The organism is [Ruminococcus] torques ATCC 27756, assembly GCF_000153925.1.
Classification (GTDB): Bacteria; Bacillota; Clostridia; order Lachnospirales; family Lachnospiraceae; genus Mediterraneibacter; species Mediterraneibacter torques.
In genome coordinates this window covers 1-16902 of sequence record NZ_DS264376.1, presented here as the reverse complement: position 1 = coordinate 16902, position 16902 = coordinate 1, and the positions used below count along the sequence as shown (strand labels likewise).

15 protein-coding genes are annotated in these 16902 nt (G+C 40.5%); all 15 read right to left on the bottom strand.

Annotated elements, in window-relative coordinates; genetic code table 11:
* Nucleotides 1–14: 14 nt before the first annotated feature.
* Nucleotides 15–1385: a Na+/H+ antiporter NhaC family protein gene (locus RUMTOR_RS11125; RefSeq protein WP_004847948.1), complete on the bottom strand. Its 1371-nt coding sequence runs from the start codon at nt 1383–1385 to the stop codon at nt 15–17.
* Nucleotides 1385–3016, bottom strand: a complete 1632-nt coding sequence (locus RUMTOR_RS11120) for a hypothetical protein (RefSeq protein WP_004847947.1) — start codon at nt 3014–3016, stop codon at nt 1385–1387. Before RUMTOR_RS11120 ends, RUMTOR_RS11125 begins: the two co-directional genes overlap by 1 nt.
* Nucleotides 3016–3909, bottom strand: a complete 894-nt coding sequence (locus tag RUMTOR_RS11115) for a sugar-transfer associated ATP-grasp domain-containing protein (protein WP_162776434.1) — start codon at nt 3907–3909, stop codon at nt 3016–3018. Before RUMTOR_RS11115 ends, RUMTOR_RS11120 begins: the two co-directional genes overlap by 1 nt.
* 68 nt (nt 3910–3977) lie before the next feature.
* Complete coding sequence (locus RUMTOR_RS11110) at nt 3978–4907, bottom strand: NAD(P)-dependent oxidoreductase (protein WP_004847944.1); 930 nt, start codon at nt 4905–4907, stop codon at nt 3978–3980.
* Complete coding sequence (locus RUMTOR_RS11105) at nt 4904–5746, bottom strand: aldolase/citrate lyase family protein (protein WP_004847943.1); 843 nt, start codon at nt 5744–5746, stop codon at nt 4904–4906. Before RUMTOR_RS11105 ends, RUMTOR_RS11110 begins: the two co-directional genes overlap by 4 nt.
* A gap of 83 nt (nt 5747–5829) precedes the next feature.
* Nucleotides 5830–6456, bottom strand: coding sequence for a sugar transferase (locus RUMTOR_RS11100; protein ID WP_004847942.1), 627 nt, complete (start codon nt 6454–6456; stop codon nt 5830–5832).
* 151 nt (nt 6457–6607) lie between these two features.
* Nucleotides 6608–8548 carry a nucleoside-diphosphate sugar epimerase/dehydratase gene (locus tag RUMTOR_RS11095; RefSeq protein WP_004847937.1) on the bottom strand — a complete coding sequence of 647 codons (1941 nt, stop codon included), beginning with the start codon at nt 8546–8548 and terminating at the stop codon, nt 6608–6610.
* A gap of 281 nt (nt 8549–8829) precedes the next feature.
* Nucleotides 8830–9543, bottom strand: coding sequence for an LPXTG cell wall anchor domain-containing protein (locus RUMTOR_RS11085; RefSeq protein ID WP_004847933.1), 714 nt, complete (start codon nt 9541–9543; stop codon nt 8830–8832).
* Nucleotides 9544–9586: 43 nt separating this feature from the next.
* On the bottom strand, nt 9587–10339 hold the full coding sequence (gene srtB, locus RUMTOR_RS11080; RefSeq protein ID WP_004847932.1) for a class B sortase: 753 nt from the start codon (nt 10337–10339) through the stop codon (nt 9587–9589).
* 25 nt (nt 10340–10364) lie between these two features.
* A complete protein-coding gene (locus RUMTOR_RS11075; protein ID WP_004847930.1) occupies nt 10365–11357 on the bottom strand; it encodes an LCP family protein in 993 nt (330 codons plus the stop codon).
* 40 nt (nt 11358–11397) lie between these two features.
* On the bottom strand, nt 11398–12120 hold the full coding sequence (locus tag RUMTOR_RS11070; RefSeq protein ID WP_004847928.1) for a CpsD/CapB family tyrosine-protein kinase: 723 nt from the start codon (nt 12118–12120) through the stop codon (nt 11398–11400).
* Nucleotides 12102–12860 (bottom strand): YveK family protein, encoded by a 759-nt coding sequence (locus RUMTOR_RS11065; RefSeq protein ID WP_004847925.1) that lies wholly within the window; start codon nt 12858–12860, stop codon nt 12102–12104. The genes RUMTOR_RS11070 and RUMTOR_RS11065 overlap by 19 nt, the downstream gene beginning before the upstream one ends.
* A gap of 187 nt (nt 12861–13047) precedes the next feature.
* A complete protein-coding gene (locus tag RUMTOR_RS11060; RefSeq protein ID WP_004847923.1) occupies nt 13048–13770 on the bottom strand; it encodes a CpsB/CapC family capsule biosynthesis tyrosine phosphatase in 723 nt (240 codons plus the stop codon).
* A gap of 402 nt (nt 13771–14172) precedes the next feature.
* Entirely contained in the window at nt 14173–16011 is a 1839-nt protein-coding gene (glmS, locus tag RUMTOR_RS11055; protein WP_004847921.1) for a glutamine--fructose-6-phosphate transaminase (isomerizing), read from the bottom strand.
* A gap of 199 nt (nt 16012–16210) precedes the next feature.
* The coding region (locus tag RUMTOR_RS11050; RefSeq protein WP_044998267.1) for a hypothetical protein at nt 16211–16902 on the bottom strand (692 nt) is incomplete at its 5' end.

The window sequence follows — 16902 nt, the reverse complement described above, 5'->3', positions numbered from 1 at the left end:
CTCTTTCCCCCTTATCAAAAAATGAAACCGGCTATTAAAAACAAAATACTTGCTATACCTGCTGCAATCATCGTATATGGCAACTGTGAATAAACATGTTCCATATTTTCAATCCCACAACTGGAAGATGTTATAACTGTAGCATCTGAATAAAAACAAGCATGACTACAGAAAGTTCCACCACATACAATAGCCGCTATTACAATTAATAAATTTGCTCCACACGCAGCACCTAATGGAATAATAATAGGCGCACAAACCGCCGGTATTCCCCAGTTACTTCCTGTTATAAAGCCCAACACTGCTACAACAATAAATGCTACCAAAGGATATATATTAGCATTTACAAATGGTTCAACTACACTAATCACATAGTCTGGCAAATTAATATCTGCTGATGCCTGCCTCATCCACAAAGCAGCAACAATAATTACCAATGCAGAAACTGAATCCGCAAATCCTTGAACCCATAAATCACAGAACTGATTCGTTCTCATCTTTTTGCGCGGGATATAAATAATTCCTGCTGCAAGTATCGCCGCTATAATTGCAATAAACATATCTCCTACTGTTAATTGAACTATAATCATTGTCAAGATTGGCAAAAGAAAATCCACAACTTTTGCTTCTTTATTAACTTCTTCATTTTCATTTTTATTCCACTTCTGACTTTCTTTGCTATACACTTCTCCTGTTTCTTCAACGCGCTTATATGCTCTTTTCATAGCGCCTAATCTCGGTATTACCCCAAATATAAATAATGGTACGATAATGACTGCTACTAATGCATAAAACATATATGGAATCGCATGTATATACGTTACCATCGCACTACCATATCCCAAATCTACAATTTCTGACTGTTCATAAAAAATTCCTGCAAAGAAAATCGCCCACGTTGAAAATGGCAATAATACACATACAGGTGCACCAGTAGAATCAATAACATATGCAAGTGCTTCCCTTGGCACTTTTCTTAAATCAGATAATTTTTTGGTACAAGCACTAATAGTCATAATATTCATATAATCATCAACAAAAATAATAATTCCCAATAACCATGACGTAAATAATGTACTTTTACCTGTTTTACAAATTTTTCCCAATAAATTAGCAATCGCATGAGTTCCTCTCGCAGCATTTATAACCGCTATCAAACTGCCAAAAAGTCCACAAACAATCAACAACCATACTGTATCATAATCTGTAACTACTTTAAAAAATGAATCTACCATTAATGTTACCGGATTACTTTTATTTGCAGCAGCAATAATCAAATATGATGAAACACATCCTATCAACAATGCCTCTGTCGTTCTTTTAGACTTTATCGCAACAACAATGACCAGCAATGCTGGCAACAGTGTTATTATTCCATACCCCATTAAAACTTCTCCCTTTTTCTTCCAAACCTAATCTTTGAAAATATTTCCAAATAATTACGCACAACAAACGCCCGAAAATTTGTATGTGAAATATCATGCACAGTTATTCCTGTCTCAGCTATTCTCGGTTCCATATATGTAATCAAATCAATCGGTATATCATCTACCTTACGTTTTTCTAATGGAACTGTCAGCATTAATTCCACATATTTTCTATTATTAAATGGAATCGTAATATCATAAGAAACTCTATGTTCTGTAGTCAAAAAAATCCCTTCTCCGCCACTCCACGCAAATTCCCAAAAATATAATTCTAACCACGAAAGATTATCAAAAGTTTTTTTATCATAATACTTTCTTAAATATTCTGCAAATACATTATCTGTCTCTTTGATCAAATATTTACCAACATAAACTTTGTGCATTGCTCTCCAATAACTTGCATACGGATATTGCGGAAATTTCTTTTTATTATATTTATTATAATACCATCCGCGTCCCATCTCATTTACCCATGATTTAATTTCCATATCACATGGAGGATTCTCTGTAAAATATAACCGTTTTTTCAAATCATTTGTATTGTTTGCACCAATGCATCCATTATTACATTCCATAACCTTTTTAAACACTGGCAAATCTTTATATCCATCCCAGTTTTCAGGAATTTCATAAAGTTCATGTTCAAGTCCTAAATGTGCTAAAATCTCTTTCGCCGCATAGGCATCAACAGATTCATCAACATTGGATATATAGCTGAAATAATGTAGCTTATCATACACTTTATTAGCACATGACAATGCTGTCATACTGTCCCTTCCACCAGTCACCGAAATAGACACTTTCTTTTCAGGCCATTTTTTTGCAATACATTCCATTGTATTCGACATAATGTTTCCTAATTCATGAATTGTATTTTCATATTCTTCTTGTGTCTTCGTCTCTACAATTTTCTCAGTTGGATAAAATCTTACCACTTCTATACTATTTTGTTTTTTTTCATATGATCCAAAATGATTCGGAACCATTCTTTTCAGTTCATCAAATGGTGACAAATCCCCCGGAAGCCATGTCCCCCAATAATGCCAATACTTATTTGTTGTAAGCCTCTCTATATATTCAGGTTGTTTCAACCCTTTTAAATCTGCGACTAACTTTGCATGTGAAGTAATATAGAGCTTATCGCCAATTATTCCATGATAAACAAGCTGCATTCCTGCACAATCAGTTGTATAAACAATTTGATTTTCCGTTACATATCCTACACAAAAAACACCCGTCAAATTGCTCTCTGCATCCCAATAATCAGCTTCACTTTTTTCCCTAGCCGAAGCTAATTTTTTCAAAATTTCATTTTCATTAACAAGCATATTATATGGATCATATGCATGTCCTATTATAAAATGTATAACTTGATTTTTTTCAAATGTATAAGCATATGTCTCCTTATGCGTATACATATAAAATGAATGTCCTATCGTTTCTTCTTTCCAATTTGCATAAAACGGATATTCTAAATTTACATTTTGTTTTTCATTTGTAATTAAAAATCCTCTGCAATATAACCTTTTTTGAAACTTTGGGTAATCCTTCAAAGTTTTTTTCATTTCTTCTGCACTATAATATGACATTAGTTTCTCCTTATTTCCTCTATTTTTCTTCTTAATTCTTCATATTGCTTCTTTCTTCCTTTTGCTCCCGCAATTTGAATTACATTTGCCATTCCATTTGGATTAGCTTCAATCAATACACAATCATTTTCTCTGATAGCAATATCCCAAGCCACATATTTCAGCGGATAGTTCTGTGCGCATTCTCGAACAAATTCTATAACAGTTTCCCAATTCGGAATTTTAAATCCTTTCATTCTTATTTTTGAAGTTGGATGCATCTCATATCTTCTTCCGATTGCATCCTCCCCATCATCTCTTACAATCCCCGTTTTTTCATCTATCGAGCCTACAACTCCCCCTGCTGAATAATTATCTATAACGGTATCTCCTACGCCCATCCTTAAAGCTGCCCCTATAATTTCACATTCATTCCCGATCATAACTGTAAATATTCTTATTGTATTTACACTACTAGGGTTTAATTTACTCAATTCTTGATGTTGTGTTACTAATTCATCCAAAACTGCTGGACTTTCTTTAAATTTATTATACAAATCTTCAATACTTCCTTTTGAAACTGTCCATTTTTCTATCCCTCTACCGCAATCAGCCACATCTGGCTTATATAAAAATGAATTATGCTTATCTACAAATTTTTCAAAATCTTCCTTTTTAGATTCGGCTGAATATAATTGATCTCGCTTCACATATTTTTTCAATTCACGATACATTTCTTTTTTACTGCATAACTGAGTAAAAACCTCTTGTGAATCGACATACTGTGCAAAACGCAATCCATCTTTAGATGTCAAATATTCCTTTTTCTCTTTGCTGTTTTTTTCAAAAAACCTCAACTCAAAATAATCGGAAATAGTCGCTTTATATCTTAGATAATTCCAAACAATTCCCATTCCATAACGCATTCTGTAAAAAAGATTTACCCCCCCCCCGGTTCATTTTTATACATGAATCCATTTTATTAAACATTACTTTTAAAACTTGTATATTTATCACTTAATTCTCTCCTTATATTTTCATAGATCACTCCTGCCAGTCTCCGGGCATTTCCATCCCCGACAAAGCTGTTATGCGGTGTCACTATAACTTTCTCCATCTCCCATAACGGACTATCTTCCCGCAGCGGTTCTTCTTCAAACACATCCAGCACCGCTCCGCCAAGTCTTGGCATCTCCCGCATCAACGCTTCTGTATCTACGACAGCGCCTCTTGCAATATTTACAAGGATCGCCCCGTCTTTCATTTGGCTGAATTTTTCTTCGTTCATCAAATGCCTTGTCTCCTTAGTCAGCGGCAAAGTCAATATAACGATATCACTTTTGGAGAGAACGTCGGACAGGTTCTCGATTCCAACCATTTTTCCATAGTTTTCATCTTCTCTCGGATACAGATCTACACCCGTTATTCTGCATCCAAAAGCAGAGAAACGTTTTGCACATTCTGTTCCGACATTGCCGCAGCCTGCAATGCATACTTGCTTTCCGAACAATTCTGACAGATTTCTTTGTTTTTCCCACCGTTTTTCCGCCTGATTCTGCTGAAAGAATTTGCCTTGTTTATACAGTTCTAATACTCCGAATATTGCGAACTCTGCCATTGGGATACTATATACCCCTCTTGCATTATGTATCTCAATATTATGTTTTTTTACATACTGCATATCAACTCTGTCAAATCCGGCGCTTGTCAGTTGAATATATTTTAAATGAGTAAATCGCTTGATCGGATGCGAAAGAAATAGTCCGTTGCATATAACTCCTTCAACCCATTCATATGAACACGGAAGCTCATCTTTTTCAAACTGCAAAAATTCTACCTGATGCCCCAGCGTTTTTAATTGTTCAATCCCGTCTTTTGCTCCTTGCCATGCTCCTGTTACTAATAAATTCATTTCGCATCCTCACATTCGCAGATTTGTCTTATTTTTGTCTCAACCTGTTGTCTGTTTTTCCAAAAATATTCACTATATACTCTGCATTCTTCTTCAAGTTCCCGTATTTTCGGCAATTCAGTTTCAAAAATCTTCTGAATCTCTTTTAAGTCTGTCACTTGATCTGTCCTGCAGAAACTCCGTGACAAAATCGCACATGTAGAACCAAGACGATAATGTTCTTTGATCACATATTCCGAAGGAAGCATTCCTTTCCCTAATGAAGCAATTCCGCCAAATCCATAAGGGATTCCGCCTTTTCTGAATTTCAGACAGAGTTCTTCAACCGTACCGTCAAGCAGCAGTTCAAACATAAAATTTTTACCGTAACCTAGTGATAAATCATTCAATCCGATAAACATCTCATCAATCCCCGGAATTTTTACCAGATTCTCTGCAATAGCCGCCGCTTCGGGTGTTTCAACCAAAAGAACTGTTTTTGCTCTGCCATCCACATATTTTACAAATGTCTGAACTTCCTCTGCCGTTTTAAAATAAGGCAGCATCAAGAGATCCGCTCCGGCTTCGATCACTTCGTCGATTTCTTCTTTTGACGAGCTATATTTATCTGTTTTTTCATGAATCGGATTTACTCTTACAAACAGCTCTGATTTATTTAAGCACTGCGCAAGCCTCCTCACATCATCCGCCGTATGTCTGGACTGCACTGTGTCCATCCCGCCCTGCCGGTCGGTTTTGCCGATATATTCCATATCGACAAAAATACGGTCAACGCCTGCTTCTTCTGCAATGTGAGCGACATCTTCTGAATTTGTAATATACATCAATTTTAATGGCATCTGATCATCCCCTCTGTTTTTGTCTGCTTTTCTTTTGATCGTTTTATTTGATCTTCCGTCATTTTCTATAGCAATATCTGTTTCTATTTTTGTTTCACTGTTTCTCCGACGTTTTCGTTGTCGGCATTTGTAAGTACTTTAAATACTGTCATAAATAAAATCTTTACGTCCAACCAAAAGGAAACATGCTCTGCATACCAACCGTTCAATTCGATACGTTTATTCCATTCAACTGTTTTTCTTCCGTTCACCTGCGCCCAGCCTGTAATTCCCGGACGTACGTTAAACATCTTCTTCTGTTCCTCTGTATATTCACTCCATGGCCACGGATGATATGTAAGCGGACTGCGAAAACCGATCAGCGCCATATCCCCTTTCAAAATATTCACAAGCTGGGGCAGTTCATCAATACTCGTTGCGCGTATGAATTTTCCGACTTTTGTCACGCGGCTGTCTTTATTATCCGAATAAACGCCTCCTTTTTCTGCTCCGACACACATGCTGCGAAATTTATACATTTTATATACTTTTCCCTTATAACCGATTCGATCCTGTTTAAAGATCACAGGACCTTTTGATTCCGCTTTAATAGCAACTGCAACGATTGCCATCGGAATTGCTGCAATGATCAGACCGACCAATGCAAGACAAAAATCAATTCCCCGCTTAATGTATTGATTATAAATCCCGTCATAAGCTTTCCTCTTCATTTTCTCTCTCCTGTAGATTCTTTCTTTTTACTTATGTTTATTATATTATTTTCCTTTTGATTACTCCTGCCGCACACTTTATCTGCCAATGCCGATCCGCACTTTTCATCGTATCTCTTCACCTTATCCAAGAATTTCAGGCTTTCATTCTTCACCGAAGGAAGCTGTTATCCTCCGGCTCTACTTCATCGCCTACTTCCCGGTTCACTTCTTCCGGTCTTTTAAATGTCGGCACAACTTTGCGCAGCATTTCTCTTGCCTGCTCATCGTCTCCGTTTTCACAGACGTCTTTGAGCATTCTTAATTTTTCACGGATTGCTTCTGTCGGCAATGGCTTATCTTTTTCTCTAAAGATGAGATCGTTTTCGGTCTTATCAAGTTCTTCTGTCTTAACAAGAAGTTCTTCATACAGCTTTTCTCCCGGACGGAGTCCTGTCTCTACGATCTTAATATTATTTGCTCCTGACAGATGGATCATATTTTCTGCAAGATCCAGTATCTTGATCGGTTTTCCCATGTCGAGAACAAGCAGTTCGCCATTGTGAGCAATCACGCCGCTCTCCAACACGAGCTGAGACGCCTCCGGAATCGTCATAAAGTAGCGGATGATCCTTTTATCTGTAAGTGTGATCGGTCCACCGTTTTGGATCTGACGTTTAAACAGAGGAATTACACTTCCTGCGCTTCCTAATACGTTTCCGAATCTTGTCGCGCTGTATTTTACTTTTCCGTTAATGCTGGCGCTTTGCACGATCATTTCGCACATTCTCTTCGTTGCACCCATCACGTTAGTCGGATTAACCGCTTTATCTGTCGAAACCATCATAAAGCGTTCTGCGCCGTATTTCTCGCACATCTCAACGACAACCGCCGTTCCGAACACGTTGTTATTGATCGCTTCGATGCAGTTATTTTCCATAAGTGGAACATGTTTATGGGCAGCCGCATTAATAACGATCTGGGGATGATATTTTGAAAATACACGCTCCATTGCTTTTGAATCTGTAATCGAAGCGATTTCCACACTGATGCCCGGTTCGTTGCCATATGCGATTCTTAACTCCTGTTGAAGATCGTAAGCTCCGTTTTCATAAACGTCAAGGATGATCAATTTTTTCGGCCCCATTTTTACAATCTGTCTGCACAGTTCCGATCCGATCGACCCGCCTCCTCCTGTGACGAGGATTACTTTATCATTATAATAAGCATCTGTCTTTTCGTTCGTAAGCTTTCTCGGAGCTCTAAATAGCAGTTCTTCTATATCAAATTCTCGAAGCGATCTCTTTCCGCCTGCCATCTGCATCTTAGGATAATCGTACATCTTCACTTTATATCCGGCATTTTTATAATAAAGATATCGCTCTGTTCTTCTTTCATCCGCCATAGACGGCAGCGCAAAGATAATTTCCTGTATTCCGTATTTTTTCAGTTTCTGAAACGTCGCCTCGTTTTCAGATAATACGGGAAGTCCCTGTATCTCTCGTCCGCCTTTTGATTTATCGATATCCACAAAACATTTCGGCACATAGGATGCCATCTTGTTTGCCAACAGTTCCCCTGCCAGAGTAACTCCGACATTTCCTGCCCCTATGATCGCCACTTTGATCTTCTGATCGTCTCTTGTTTCCCCCACTTCAATTCCGGCAAATATTTTCAGCAGTGCGGCTAAAATTTTACCTGAAAAAGTTTCCAGGTTGCTGCACTTATACGCATAACGGTAAGACATTCTCATGATCAGCGCTCCCATGGTGTTTACCGTACTCAACACCAGAAGGCGCGGAAATGAGATATGAGCGACCGGAAGAACAGATTCCAAAATCACATATATTAAAAATGCCACACAATCCGTACAAACTAAACGCATGTAGCATTGAATTCCCCCGTATCTCCATATCTGCCCATATATCTTTCCGACCAGCCGGCAGGCAAATACGCATACAAATGCAAGAAGCATCTGCTGCAATTCCCCTCTCTGCGTCAATTTTACCGGTCCTTCATATAATACAAGCAGAAATACAGACGTCACTGCAAATACGATCACATCGTAAAAAAATAATTTCCATCTTATATGAAATGTAGTCTTTCCTCTCATCTGTAATTTCCTCTGTTATCTCTCCAAATCCATCTTTCATGTTTTGATGTTTTTAACTGCTGTCCCTCTAGTTTATCTTTCATACTTCTTTAACTGCTATTTCTTTCTTTTTCTTTTTACTGTTTCGTAAATTTTTGTCTTTTGCGTATCCGGTTCTTTTGTTACTATACATTACCGGAAAATAGCCGTTTTTCCCCTGATTTTTGCAAGAAAATAGCCCGAAAATATTTCTTATCATCGAGCCATTCCTTACCGTCAGCCTTTCAAGGCACATTCAATATTTATTTTTCTTTGCGTTTTCTTAACACAATAACGCCTGTCGCACCAAGGATTACTGCTGCACCGATCCAAAGTACGGAAACAGGGAATCTTCCTGTCTGCGGAGACGTTCCGATCGCATTGTCTGCGGACGTATCTACTTTTGCGATCACGGCAACCGGCGAAAGATCTTTAAAGGACGCAGTGATCTCTTTGTTTGTATAATCTACGTCTGACGCTTCCACAACTTCCCATGCCGCGCGGTCTGTGCTGAAGTGAAGAAACGCTACTTCTGTCATAGCTGTGGAAATTGCCGGCACGCTTAATGTTACAAGGTAGTCTCCGTTGTCATCTTTAATCCCGCCGTTTACAGGCTCAAGGTCAAAAAACTTTGTGACAAACGTTCTGGAACCCAGATCTGCCGCCAGAGCGTCGACCTGTTCTTCTGTCATCTTCAGTCCTGCTGCGCCTTCTGCTTTGAGCAGTTCTTTCATATCTGCAACAAGCTGTGCAAGAGTCATGCTTCCGTTATTTACTTCTATGATCGCGTCAACTGTCTGTGGGGAAACTGCCTCTGCCTCTGCAAATGCCTCTCTTGTTCCTTCCGTTACGGTATAATAAGCCGCAAAATCATTCGGAAGCACAACTTCTGACGTTTTACTTCCTGCAAACGCCGTTACTGCCTGTGATACGATAAGCGTTGCCGCCAAAATTACACCCATGATTTTCTTTTTCATATTGTTCACTCTTCCTTTCTCTGATAAATGATTTTCTTTTGCCTTATTGTTCTATGGAAACCAACACTGCCTGAACAAGAAACCTCATATCCGGCTGGTTTGCATAGCATGTTGATAAGGTCAGGATCTTATCGTCCGTCCCCACCTGCGCTGTTGTATCAATGCTCGCATTCATATCGCGGATTGCAAAGATACGGTATAAATACTGCTGATACACTTCTTTATCTGTAAAGTCAAAACTTCTAAGCAAATGTCTGCTGTCATACGGATACGCAGCGAATATTTTATAATGTCGTATTGCATCCGGCGTATAGATCAGCACTTCTTTGTTTTGATCAAAAAATGTTTTATCCCGATAGTCGAGCAGTCCTTTAAACATCGAACCGTTTCTCATGTCATGCCCGTAAATGACCGTATTCGGATCTTCAAAATCAGTATTGTTGTAATTCTCCGTAAAAATCGCTCCTTCGGTCTTTTCTTCATGATCGATCGTGTGATCCAAATAGTATGTGTTGTCATTCTCCCTTTGGAGAACCGGATAGTCTATCGCCGTTCCCGGTATACTGATCCACGCATACACATCGGGATTCTTTTCCTTTAGCGCCGCAAAATCGATCGGGATATCAACTTTTGATTTTGAACCTTCATCTTCCGGTTCTTTTTTCACTTCTTCCGAAAGATCCTGATACCCTTTTCCGGCGTTTTGTTCTTTCGTAAATTGATAAACTCCGATGCCAAGGCAAACTGCTGCGGCTGTGATAAGAACGCTTCCTATTATCTTAGATATCTTTTTCATATGCCGTCTCTGTTCTTTCTGCACTTTATTTTTTCTCTACATAAAATGTCTCAACTGTCTTTTCATACAAAGCATCATCATCTACGACGTATTCATCATATTCTTTACCTTGAATTCCTTCTCCCGGAATCGTCCATCGGTTCACCTTTTTGCCTTCTGATACACTTTCCGTCAGATCAACAAAACGACTTTTCCCCATATTCGTTACCATATACGGTTCAATCGCCTTGTACAGATCGGTAACAAGCGCTTTATCTGCAGATGCCTTTTTTAAAGCTTCGCCGAATGCTCTGATATATTCCTGCTGGCGCTCCATACGTGCGATCGCGCTCTGGCTGATCTCCGTATTTCTGTATCGAACAAACTGTTCTGTATCTTCACCTTTCAAAGTGACCACCGCTCCTTTTGCATATCCGGGGTCAACTTCCGCCAGACTGTCGTTCGGCACGGTTACTGTTACGCCTCCGACGCTGTCTGTCAAAACAGGAAGTCCATCCATATTCAAAGCACAGTACCCGTCTATCGGCAGTCCGTAAAGCAATTCGGAAACTGCATTTTCCGCCAGCTCACAGCTTTCATATCCGCCGTCACCGTATGCATAAGATAAACTGATATGATCTTTGCTCTTTCCGAGACTTTTTCCGCCCGGACCGAACGTTTCGATCTGAGTCATCGTATCTCTCGGAATGCTGATCACTGTAATATCTCCTTCCAGCCGATTCCATGACAGAAGATACAACGCGTCCGCCTGCCCGGCGTCTGCCTGACCTGTTTTTGTCTCTGCCTTTTCTTTTGTATCAATACCGAGGAACAAAAAGTTACTCAAATGTTCATTGTAACTGTATGTCTTGCCGTTCCATGTAATATCCGATGCCGAGGCGGATGTTCCGTCTTTCGTGGCGACGTCTCCCGACGTCTGTGCCGCCTTATACTGCGTATATACAAATATTCCCGCTCCTACAATGAAAACCGCTGATACCGCCGCGATCCACCATTTCAAATATTTTTTCTTTTTCATCTGTTTCTTTCCGATCCCCTCCCATTATCTGAGTACCGTTTTATTTTTCTTTATTTTTTTTTGTAACTTCCTTTTTTTCCTGATATCCATGATAGTAATAGTCATATCTGTGATAGTATTTATTCTTCTTTACATCTACCTTATTAAGCACGGCTCCGATCAGTCTGCACCCTGTCATCAGAAGCTGTTCTTTGACTCGAGCCGCCTCCTTACTGCTCACAAGTTCGCTTTCAAATACGAGCACCGCCCCGTCGCACTGTTTTGCGACGATCGCCGCATCGATAATACTTCCGATCGGCGGCGTATCTACAATGATATAATCATAATGTTCTCTCACCGCTCCCAAAAGCGTTCCAAACGCTTCCTGCCCAAGCAGTTCTGACGGATTCGGCGCAAATGAACCTGAAAAAATGATATCCATATTCTCATAGTTCGTACGATAAATAATCTCCGCGATAGAAGCCTGACCGCTCAAGTAATTTGATAATCCCTGAACCTGTTTTCCCACTCCGTACCGGGATGCGAGTATCGACTTGCGGATATCGGCGTCGAGAAGAAGTACCTTTTTCCCTAATTTTCCGATCTCCTGCGAAAGTTGGAACGTAATATCGCTCTTTCCTTCGTTCGGATAGCAGCTTGTAAACAGAATTGTCTTTACATCCATCCCGGCAAACTGGATATTCGTTCGCAGCGTCTTAATTGCTTCCTGATAAAAATAATCCTCTTGTCTCGGATCTGTCATTATCACCTTTTGTTCCGCCATTTACTCTGCCTCCTTCTTTTGCCTTTCTTCTTTTTACTGCCGCCATGATCATCTATATAATCTTTTCTGTCCGGAATCACGGCAAGTGTCGGAATGCCGAGCGCTCTTTCGATATCATCCTCTGTTTTGATCGAATCATTCATGATCGCAAACAAAATCACGATCGCCGCCGCAAGAGCAAATCCTGCCAGCGCGCCCATCATAACGTTTTTATTCATACTCGGGCTGACCGGGGATGACGGAACTTCCGCCTCTTCGATGATCTTAGGAGGAGCCACCTCCATTTTTTCTTTTATATACTGCGCTGAAACAACCGCCATAGTGTCCGCAATCTTTTTTGCGGTCTCGGGATCGGAACTTCTGGCCGTCACTTCCATAATATGCGTTCCTTCCGGATTGGTGATCGTAATACTTCCTCTCAGTTGGTGATGATTCATGTTCAGACCCAGATCTTCGATCACCTCTTCAAGAACGCTCCGGCTTGTCGCAAGAATACTGTAATCTCCCGTAAGAGCGCTTCCAAGCTGAAGGTCCGCAATAGACGTAAGCGTTGTTTCCTGTGTTGTCACAAGCATCGATGATGTCGCCGTATACATCGGGGTGATGCAAAGTTTTGTATATACACCTGCCACAACACCGCCAAGCAGACACGCCGCCAAAATAATCAGCGCCCGCTTTTTCAGTGCGGAAATTAACTCCCACAGGTCGATTGCCATTTCTTCATCATGTGTTTTTTCCATATTTTATCACTTCCTCTATTATCCGTCTCTCTGTTCGTAATATATTAATCCTTCTAATTATATATCATATTTTTCTATAAGGAAATAAATTAATTCCATTTACCAGTATTTTCTTCACTTTTTCCCTGTTTCTCATTTTACAATGCGTCTTTTTTACATAAATTGACTATGTTTTACAATGTTTTTCTTACAAACGCTCGTTTCTTAAAATCTTCTCGGGATTTTTTAAAAACAGTTTTTTTACATAATCCGGCTCCAGATGCTTCTCCATCCACACTACTGCGGATTCTGTCTCCGGTTTTCTCGTTCTCATATTATGCATATCCGTTCCGACAAAATGAACAAATCCTTCTTTCAGAGCTTTCCTGCACCAACGTGTTGTAAAATCATGCCACTTTCCCCCGATCGCCCTGAAATTCAACTGTATATATGCTCCCTGCTTTCGTAGTTCTTCCAGACGCCCGATATCTTTCAGCGCTTCATATCTCTCTGCATGAGCGATGATCGGACTGTATCCCGACTGTGTAAAGCGCTGTACTGCCCGAAAAATTCCCGAATACCCGATTCCCTGATAAAATTCAGCCAGTACATACCGGCTGTCCGCCAATGTAAGGATCTCGCCGTTTGCAATCCTGTCCGCCGCTTCCTCGGTGTACATCACTTCCTGCCCCTGATAAATTTTCACACTGATATTGTGACGTCTTGCTTTTTCCTGTAATGTAAAACAGAGTTCTCTGATCTGCACCGGATCGGTATAACCGAAAGGTCCTCCCCAGTGAGGAGTTGCGATCACTCTTCTGATTCCCTGAGCCTGCGCTGTTTTCAACATGCAAAGCGCTTCTTTCCATGAACCAGCCCCGTCATCGATCCCGGGTAATATATGACTGTGTGTATCAATTATTTTTGCCATTTTGTGCGCCGCTCCTTAACTTTGAATTCCAATACCTAGTTTCAACATTTTCACGGCGCTTCATTCTATCATTGCGATAACGCATTAATGTGTTTAAGTTTTTTCATGACACGCCAAAACAGCATATCCCTATGTCATTTATCAACTTTCAATAAAACACATTAGATAGATATGCTGCCTTTTATAGACCGCTGTTTAAATTCACTATAAACAAACATTACTTTTATCATAATTTTCACGATACATTTTTAATAATAGGCTAACATCTGTTCCTTGTCAACTCTCCAAAATGTATATTTTCAAATACAAAATGCATATTTTCTCTTATAAATATATTAAAAAGAGAGAATATGCATTTTTATTCAGATATTAAAAGTATAATTTCTTCACACGATGTAAAAATTATTCTACTGTTACGGATTTTGCCAGATTCCGCGGTTTGTCAACATCCAAACCTTTTGCGACACTGACGTAATATCCCATAAGCTGAAGCGGCACGATCGCAAGACTTGCGGAAAAATATTCTTCTGTTTTCGGCACATAAACGGAAAAGTCCGCCGTATCTTCCACGCTGTAGTTTCCATATGTCGTAAGTCCCATCAAATATGCGCCTCTGCTTTTTACCTCGACCATATTGCTCAATGTTTTCTCAAACAGATCGTTCTGAGTTAAGACTCCCACGACAAGAATTCCGTCTTCGATGAGACTGATTGTTCCATGCTTCAGCTCTCCTGCCGCATATGCTTCTGAATGGATATAACTGATCTCCTTCATCTTGAGGCTTCCTTCCAGACTGATTGCATAATCGATGCCGCGCCCGATAAAAAATACATCTTTTGCATTCGCATATTTACTTGCAAACCACTGTATCCGCTCTTTATCGTCAAGCGCTTTCTGAATCTTATCGGGAATTCTGCACAGTTCCTCGAGCAATTCTCCATGCCGTTTCTCATCTATTCTGCCTTTTACTTTTGCCATCTGTACGGCGAGAAGGTACATTGCCGCCAACTGTGCGCTGTACGCCTTTGTCGTCGCAACCGAGATCTCGGGGCCTGCATATGTGTATAAGACATGATCGCTTTCTCTTGCAATGCTTGAGCCGACCACATTGACGATCCCGATAACCGGAATTCCTTTCTCTTTTGCAAGACGCAAGGCGGCAAGACTGTCTGCCGTCTCTCCTGACTGTGATACGACGATCAACGCCGAATTCGGCGCAAGAATCGGGTTGCGATAACGGAATTCAGATGCGAGATCCACTTCTGCCGGAATACCTGCCAGACTTTCCGTCACATATTTTCCGACAACTCCGACATGATACGCCGATCCGCATGCCGCAACATAGATCCTCTCAATGCTTTTTAGTTGCTCGTCTGTCAGACCTGCTTCCGAAAAGTCAATCGCACCGTCTTTTATATAAGCGCCCAGCGTATCCTGAACGGCTTTCGGCTGCTCATGTATCTCTTTTAACATAAAGTGTTCATACCCGCCTTTTTCGGCTGACTCGGCATCCCACTTGATCTCTGTCATTTCTTTTTGTATCTCTTCCCGGTCGATATTATAAAAATGCACTTCCTCCGAAGTCATCTCCGCTATTTCAAGATTGCCTATATAATATACGTTTCTTGTACGATCCAGAATCGCCGGAACGTCTGACGCGATCAGGCAGCCTTTTTTACTCTTTCCGATAATAAGCGGGCTGTCTTTTCTGGCCGCAAACAATCTGCCCGGACAATCGCGGAACATCACTCCGAAAGCATATGATCCTCTTATTCTAAGCATAGCCCTTGTAAGCGCCTCAAGAGGTGTTCCGGTCTTCTTATAATAATAATCTATCAGTTTTACCGCGATCTCCGTGTCTGTCTGTGAATAAAACGTATATCCCGTTTTCTGAAGCTTTGTCTTTAATTCTTGATAGTTTTCGATAATCCCGTTATGCACAAGAACAACGGATTTATCATCCGTGCAGTGAGGATGTGCATTATTCTCGGAAGGTTCGCCGTGAGTGGCCCATCGTGTATGACCGATCCCGCATGTGCCTCGCACACTTTTCCCGTTATCTGTTTTTTCTGCAAGGATCTTCAAACGCCCCTTTGCCTTTACTATCGCGATCTTATCCGTCTTTTCATTACGAACCGCGATTCCCGCCGAATCATACCCTCTGTACTCCAGCTTTGAAAGCCCTTCCAAAAGAATCGGCGCTGCCGGCTGTTCTCCGATGAATCCTACAATTCCACACATTGTTCCACATCCTCCTTTGATGCCTGTATTTATACATAAAAATTTTGTGCATAATAGTACCACCACTTTTTATGAAATGTCAATAGAACAAACGAATTTTTTTATTTTTTTTTGTCTTTTGTTTTTATTTCTTTTGCTGTTTCGGGAAAATCTGTCTGCATATGGGCGCTATCCGATCTCTTGATAAACTGCCGCCGCTCTACACCCGAAGATGAAACTCTTCGATCAGGTGAGCAATATTTTCTTCTGTATCTTCAAGATCATCTGCGATTTGAGAAATTGTTTTCCCCTTTTCAAGTTTTTTCTGAACGAGAGCTCTTTTTTCTTCTTTTCGACCTTCTTCTCTGCCTTCTTCCTTCCCTTGCTTTCTTCCCTCTGCTCGTCCTTGTTCTCGTCCTTCCTCTCTGCCTTCTGCTCGCCCTTGCTCTCTTGCTTCTTCTCTCTGCACTTCGATATCTGTTTCATAATCATATTCATCCAACAGCATATTGACAACCTCGCTTCCTTTTCGCATTAAATAATCAGCAAGAATTCCTTTTTCAACGCACTCTTTAATTGCCTTTTTATACGGTTCTTCCACGCCGGAGATCTGATAGTTCTGTACCGTTTCCATAAACTGGCTGTATTCTTTCAGCACCTGACATTTCTCCAGGATCTCATGATGCTCTTCCGGGCGGATATTGATGACCTTTACTTTTAATTCCAGACTCGGTTCACCGTCTTTTACAATATAGGCGTCTGACAGACGGAGCTCTTTTTCCTTCTCCCATTTTTCTTTTCCGTTATAAAATGTGTAAAATTCCGGCGTCGGAAGGGGAACGAGTTTCTTTTTATATCGGCTTCTCGGCGGCACGAGCCTTTCATATGCCCGTCCGATGTACAACAGACTGC